The 7,274-nt window shown below is 61.1% G+C and carries 2 protein-coding genes; one reads left to right on the top strand and one right to left on the bottom strand.

The genetic code is table 11. The features are described from left to right. Positions 1 to 342: 342 nt before the first annotated feature. A complete protein-coding gene (locus AC1DQM_RS13610; RefSeq protein ID WP_477746345.1) occupies positions 343 to 2,823 on the top strand; it encodes a TonB-dependent siderophore receptor in 2,481 nt (826 codons plus the stop codon). A 269-nt stretch (positions 2,824 to 3,092) separates the two neighbouring features. Here the strand turns inward: AC1DQM_RS13610 and AC1DQM_RS13605 are convergent, their stop codons facing one another. Further along, entirely contained in the window at positions 3,093 to 7,268 is a 4,176-nt protein-coding gene (locus tag AC1DQM_RS13605) for an amino acid adenylation domain-containing protein (protein WP_477746344.1), read from the bottom strand. Positions 7,269 to 7,274 lie beyond the last annotated feature (6 nt).

The raw sequence follows: 7,274 nt of genomic DNA, 5'->3' as shown, positions 1-7,274 counted from the left end.
AGTAGCAGAAAAAAAGGCCGACGCCCAATGCGTCGGCCTTTTTTTTGAATTTTTGCGCAAATGATAAATAAACTCATTCCGGTTTTTGCGCGGTGCTGCGTCTTACTTACGTAAGCAGATAAATCGAGCCGGGCAGGGTAGCCACTGGGCTCAGGTTTTCCCAGCCGTACACATTTTTACCGCTGCCCGGACAAACGATCGTGCCCGGGGAGGGGCCGGTCATCGACTTGCGACACGTTGCCCGAGATGGCAGCCGATCCAGGTGGTTCACAGGTCCAGGCAGCGGCAGGGCACTCGGTTGCCCATGGATCCTATCCATTTCAATTAAAAATAGAGAGCACGATGTCAGCAATTCATGAGTTGAAACCTCTGTTCAAGGCCTTGGTCATTGCCCGAACCTTGCGCTCGCGTCGCTCGTTGGCCGGTCTGGGCATGGCTTGCCTGCTGCCGCTCAGCGCGCAGGTCCACGCGGAAGACTTCACCCTCGACATTCCTGCCCAGCCTTTGCCCCAGGCGTTGCAGGCGTTTGGCACGCAGACCAATCAGCAGGTGATCTACAGCGCCGATGACATGGCCGGCCTGCGCAGCACACGCGTCAGCGGCAAGTTGAGCAGCGAAGCGGCGATTGCCCAATTGCTCAAGGGCACGGGCGTGCACTACAGCTTTGAAGGCAACACGCTGATGCTGGTACGCGGCAGTTCGACCGAGGGTCTGGAACTGGGCGCCACCACCATCAACGCGCAACAGGTGGGCGCGACCACCGAAGGTTCAAATTCCTACACCTCGAATGCCGTGACCATCGGCAAGGGCACCCACACCCTCAAGGAAATCCCGCAGTCGGTCACGGTGATGACCCGCAAGCAAATGGACGATCAGGATATCGTCGATCTCAAGGACGCGGCCAACAAGACCACCGGACTGGTCGGTGCCCAAGGCGTCGGCAGAGGTTTGATCCTCTCTTCGCGCGGTTTCCAGATCGATGACTGGCAGTACGACGGTGTGCCGATTCCGCGCAACACTTACGCGCTGGGCAATTGGGCCACGCAGGACTTGATTTTCTTCGACCGCATGGAAGTGCTGCGTGGTGCGTCGGGCTTGCTGCAAGGCACCGGCAGCCCGGGTGGCGCGGTCAACCTGGTGCGCAAGCGCGGTCAGGCCACACCGACCGTGACCCTGACCGGCAAGGCTGGCTCCTGGGATCACTACGGTCTGCAACTGGACGCGGGCGGGCCGTTGAACCAGAACGGCACCATTCGTGGACGCTTCGTGGCCGACCAGGACGACACCCACACGTTCGTTGATTCCGAATGGTACAAGACCACCTCGCTGTACGGCGCGCTGGACTTCGATCTGAGCGAAGCCACCACCGTGGGCGTGGCGGTCAGCCAGTCCGACGGCGAATCGCGCGCGAATGTCCGCGGCTTCCCGCGTTACTCCGACAGTAAACCCATCGACCTGCCGCGCAGCACGTACACCGGGGCGAAGTGGAACCATTCGGATATCGACGTCACCACGCTCTACACCGATCTGGAACACCGTTTCAACGATGACTGGGCTTTCAAGATCGGCGCCGTGCGCATGACGGAAACCAACAAGGCGAAGAACCAGCGGGTGCAATCCACCGGCGATGGCATCAATCCCGATGGCAGCGGCGTGCAATACGCGGACTTCGTGACGGACATGGACTCCACCAAAGTCGCTCTGGACATGAACCTCACCGGCAAGTTCGAAGCCTTGTCCATGCCGCAGGAAATCATGGTGGGCGGCAACTATTCCAAATACACCTCGGACGACAAATACGCCCGAACCTTCAATGACAGCTCCGACAATATCTTCGACATTGATCACAACCGTCCGGAGATCAGCTACGAAGGCTTGATCAATAGCCCCGGTGGTCGTGGGACTCCCAGCCAATACGACATCCGCCAGAAAGGCCTGTACGGCAGCTGGCGGGTCAAGCCTGTTGAAGACCTGACCCTGGTGCTCGGCTCGCGCGTCAGTTGGTACGACTACAATTACAAGTCTTCGACCCAGACCGCGAGCGGCATTACAGAAGATCCAAAAAGCACCGCCACTGAAACCGGAGAAGTCACGCCCTATGCCGGTATCGTCTATGACCTGAGCCGCGAATGGGCGGTCTACGCCAGTTACACCGACGTATATACACCGCAGACCGAACGCGATACCGCCGGCGCGGTACTCAAACCGATTATCGGCAGTAACTACGAGATTGGTCTCAAGGGCGAGTTGATGGACGGCCGGATCAATACCTCCGTGGCCCTGTTCCGTTACGACCAGGAAAACCGTGCCGTTCTCGATACGCAGGGTGCGCAAACCTGCGACGGTTGGTTCTGCTCGACGGCATCGGGCAAAGTGCGCAGCCAGGGTCTGGACGCCGAAATCAGCGGCGAAGTGATCGACAATCTGCAACTGTTTGCCGGCTACACCTACAACACCACCAAATACCTCGACGACCCTGACAACGAAGGCAAAATCTTCAGCTGGTGGACGCCTAAACACATGCTGCGTGTGTGGGGCAATTATCAGTTGAGCGGCGACTGGAGCCGTGTGAGTACAGGCCTGGGCTTTACCGCACAAACCCACACGATAGGTTTCGACCACTCCGTCAACGTTCCGGGTTACACCGTGTGGAATGCCCGCGTCGGTTACCAGCTCACCCCGGAAATCGAGCTGGCGATGAACGCCAACAACCTGTTTGACAAGACCTACTTCGCAGCGGCCTACAACCAGATCAACGGCAACAACAACTACGGTGATCCACGCAACGTGATGTTCAGCGTGAAATACACACCGCAGTTCTGAGTCCTTTGCACTAGCGTCAATGTCCCGGCCCGCGCCCTTTTACCAGGGGCGCGGGCTAATCTTGTAGCAGCTGCCGAGCAGCGCGAGGCTGCGTTCGGCTGCGCAGCAGTCGTAGACCCTAAATGCACGGTGTATCTGACAGACTGCAGTGCCTGATTTTACGACTGCTTCGCAGCCTCGCGCTGCTCGGCAGCTGCTACGGTATTGCCGGAAGTACAAACAAAAACGCAGAAGCCATGGCTTCTGCGTTTTTTTTTGCCGTCGCTCGGTCAGCTACATGACTCGCCCGCGCTGCCGAGGAACACTTCGGTAAACGACTCCAGTAGCGACTCGGTGTAGATCATGCTGCGGTGCGGCAGTGGTGAGTGGATCGAGGTGTGCAATTGGCCTGTCACGTTGTGGGCCCTGAGCAGTTGTTCCGAATACAGCACTTGCTCCAGGGTTTTATGCGACAGCGACCACCAGCAACTGGCCTTGACCTTGAGCAGCGGCAGCGAGAAGGCATTGAACGCGTCCACCAGGCGATCGTGAATCGCATAGGCCTGGGCGTTCATGACTTCCTGCTTGATGCCTTCCAGGGTCGCGATCATCTCTTGCTCGCCGGTGGCCGTCTGTTCGCTGGCCCAGCGATAGAAGGTCTTGAGGTCGGCCGTCGGGTTCCGGGCGATGAAGCTCGCCGCCGCCGGTTCCAGATGCGCGAACATCAGGTTGAAGACTTCGAGTGCTGCCAGCAGTTCGTTTTCCGCGCTGAGGTGGTTCGGGTTGTCTTCTTCCAGAGGCTTGCGCGGCAGGTCGGCGGGCAAGGCATGTTCGGGCAATGTGCTGTCGACGAGGCCGAGGAAGGTCACTTCCTTGCCCTGGCGCTCCAGGTGGGCGGCGACGTCCATGGCAATCGCGCCCCCCAATGACCAGCCCATCAATCGGTAGGGGCCGTGTGGCTGCTTCTCGACGATCTGTGCGCTGTAGTCGGCAATCATTTCGGCCCATGTCTGAGCGTTCGAGTCTTTGTCGGCAAAGCCCTTGTGCATCACGCCGAAGGTCCGGGCATGGGCACTGAGTTTTTTCGCCAGCGGCTGATAACAGAACACGATACCGCCGCTGGGGTGCAAGCAGAACAGTGGCGGTGCCGACGCTGTCGAGGCATTGAGTTCGACCACGCATTGCACATGCTGCTGATGCTCCCGTGCGATGAATCTGGCCAGTGCCTGGACATTGGGGTGAGCCAGCATGTGTTGCAGCGCCAGTTTGATGCCCAGGCGCGCGTTAAGGGTCGAGATGAATTGAATGGCCAGAATCGAGTGGCCACCGAGTTCGAAAAAGTTGTCGTCCAGGCTGACACGCTCGACCTGCAATGCTTCTTGCCAGAGTTCGGCGAGCGCCTTTTCCAGGGGCGTTTCGGGAGCAATGAAGTGGCGCTGCGTCTGGCTGAGGTCGGGCTGCGGCAGGGCCTTGCGGTCGAGCTTGCCGTTGGGGCTCAACGGCATGGCGGCCAGTACCAGCAGATGGCTGGGCACCATGTAGTCCGGCAGATTGGCCTTGAGCTCAGCCTTGAGGGTTTCGCGCAGGTCGAGTTGTTGCTGTTCGCTCAGCGAGTCGCTTTGGGCCACGACATAGCCGACCAGTTGCAAACCCACCGCGCCTTCCCGGGCAACCACCAACGCCTCGCGGACCTGCGGCGATCGCAGCAGGCATGACTCGATTTCCCCGAGTTCGATGCGGAAGCCGCGAATCTTCACCTGGTGATCCAGCCGGCCTGCATACTCGATCACACCGTCGGCGCGATAGCGCGCCAGATCGCCGGTGCGGTAGAGACGACCGCCGCCCTGAACATCGAACGGGTCGGGGATGAAGCGCTCGGCCGTGAGCTCAGGTCGCTTGAAGTAGCCGCGTGCGAGCAGGTCGCCGGCAATCATCAGTTCACCGACGACACCTACTGGCACTGGCTGGCCGCCGGCATCGAGCAGGTAAATCGCCCGTCCGGCCAGAGGCTGGCCGATCGGCATGCTTTTGGGCAGGGCGATATGCCCTGTCACGTAGTCGCTGCAATCAAGCACCGTGGCGCTGACTGTCGTTTCCGTCGGCCCGTAGGTGTTCAGCAGCTTCACGTGCCCGAGCCCGGCCTTGCCCCAGGCCGCCACGCCCTCCGGTGGCATCGCTTCGCCACCGACGATCACTTGCCGCAGTGCACCGTAGTCGCGCTGACCGGCAGCGGCGAAGTCCTTGGCCAGCATGTTCCAGTAGGTGGTGGTCAGGTCGCTGACGCTGAACTGTTTGTCGAGCAGTTCGCGGTACCAGGTTTCACTGTCCCAGATATCCGGCCCGCGCAGCACCACCGAGGCGCCGCAGATCAACGCCGGGTAAAGCTGCTCGACAAAGGCATCGAAGTTGAACGTGGCGAACTGCAGGGACCGGTCCTGTGCGCTCAGGCCGAGAAACTCCAGCGCCACCTGGGCGTGACGGGTCAACGCCGCCTGGGTGATACCGACCCCTTTGGGGCGACCGGTAGAGCCGGACGTGAACATCACATAGGCGAGGTTTTGGCCGGTGGTGCGGCAGGGCGGGTCAAGTGCGGGCAGCGTCCCCCGGACATCGATGTCGTCGACGCAGCGTCGCTGGACGCCGGGCATCGATGGCAGCCGATCAAGCAGCGAACGCTGGCTCAGCAACACGCTCAGGCCACTGTCTTCAATCATCCAGGCCAGGCGTTCCTGCGGATAATCGGGGTCCAGCGGGACATAGGCGCCGCCGGCCTTGAGCACCGCCAGCAGGCTGACAATCATCTGCGCCGAACGCTCCACGGCAATGCCCACCAGCACCTCGGGGCCGACCCCGCATTCAATCAGGGTGTGGGCCAGGCCGTTGGCCGCATGGTTGAGCTGCGCATAACTGAGTTCAAGGTCGTTGAAGATCAGGGCCACCGAATCGGGGGTTGCCAGCGCCTGGCGTTCGAACAACTGATGCACGCCGTCCTCAGGCATGGCTGACGCGGGCGGATTCCACTGCTGCAACTGAACCTGGCGTTCGTCGCTTGCCAGCAACGGCAATTCGCCGAGCGCACGCAGCGGATCTTCCGTGAGTGCATGGAGCAGGTTCAGCCAGTGCCGGGCCAGGCGTTCGAGGGTGGCAGGGGCGTAGAGGTCCTGGCTGTATTCGAGACTCGCGCTGATGCCCTCGAGCGAATAGCCGACGTCCAGGGACAGATCGAATTTGGCCTGGCCGGGACCCGCGCCGAGGAACTCCAGCGCCAGCCCGTCCAGGTCGATCCGGTCTGGTTGCCCGGTGTCGGTGCGCCAGTTGAACAGCACCTGGAACAACGGATTGGCGTGTTCGCTGGCGTGCAATTGCAACGCGTCGAAACTCAATTCCAACGGGTAATCGCCATGGTCCAGCGCCGCCAGCGATTCGCGCCGCAGCCGCTGGAGAAAGTCTGCGCAGGACAGCAGCGGATCAATGCGCGCCCGGTACACCTGGGAGCTGACGAAAAAGCCGACCAGGTTCTGGGTTTCGCTGCGATTGCGGGTGGCGTTGGGTACGCCGACGGTAAAGTCGTATTGGCCACTGTAGCGGCTCAATAACAATTGCCAGGCCCCGAGGGCCACGACGAAAGGCGTCAGTTTTTGCTGCTGGCAGAAGCGGTTCAGGGCTTGCGCGAGGGGCGCGGGCACACTGAAGTCATACTGCCCGGCAGGGTGGCTGTGCCGGGCATTTCGTGGGAAGTCCACCGGCAGATCGAGGGCCGGCAATGTTTGCCCCAGATACTCTTGCCAGTATTCGGCGCTGCTGGCGCAGATTGCGCTGTGCAGGTATTCGCCACGCTGCCAGGCGGCATAGTCGGCGTACTGGATGGCCGGGCGGGGCAAGGGTGATGTATCGCCGCTGCCGGCCTGGGCAAAGGCCCGTGTCAGGTCTTGCATCAGAATGGCATTGGACCAGGCATCGGAAACGATGTGGTGCATGTTCATCAGCAACAGATGCTCGTCGACCGAAATCTGCAGCAGTGTCGCCCGCATCAGCGGCGCCTGGCGCAGATCGAACGGCATGCCGGCCTGGGCCTCGATACGTAGCGCGATCCGGTTGGCGCGGGCTTCGTCCGACAGGCCCGACAGGTCTTCATGGCCGAGCACCAGTGTTGCCTGCGCATCGACCACCTGCATGGCGCAACCATCGATTTCGACGAAGGCACTGCGCAAAATATCGTGACGCTCAAGCACCTTGTTCAGGGCTGTTTCCAGCCGCCGGGGCGCCAGGGGGCCGGTGATGCGCATGACACGGGGCAGGTTGTAGGCGGCGTTGTCCGGTGACAGTTGCTGGAGAAACCACAGCCGCTGCTGGGCGAAAGACAGCGGCGCCGGGCGCTGGCTGGCGCGGGCAGTTATCCCTTGGGGTTGATCCCCGGCATCGGCCAGCAACAGCGCCAGTACATCATCATCGATCAAGTCGTTCATCGGGGC

The sequence above is a fragment of the Pseudomonas sp. 01L34 genome, from assembly GCF_056400265.1.
This window is presented reverse-complemented; position numbering and strand designations above follow the sequence as displayed.

Bases quoted from the DNA above. Each gene is read 5' to 3' on its own strand.
- AC1DQM_RS13610 (WP_477746345.1), top strand. From the start codon at position 343: ATGTCAGCAATTCATGAGTTGAAACCTCTGTTCAAGGCCTTGGTCATT.
- AC1DQM_RS13605 (WP_477746344.1), bottom strand. From the start codon at position 7,268: ATGAACGACTTGATCGATGATGATGTACTGGCGCTGTTGCTGGCCGAT.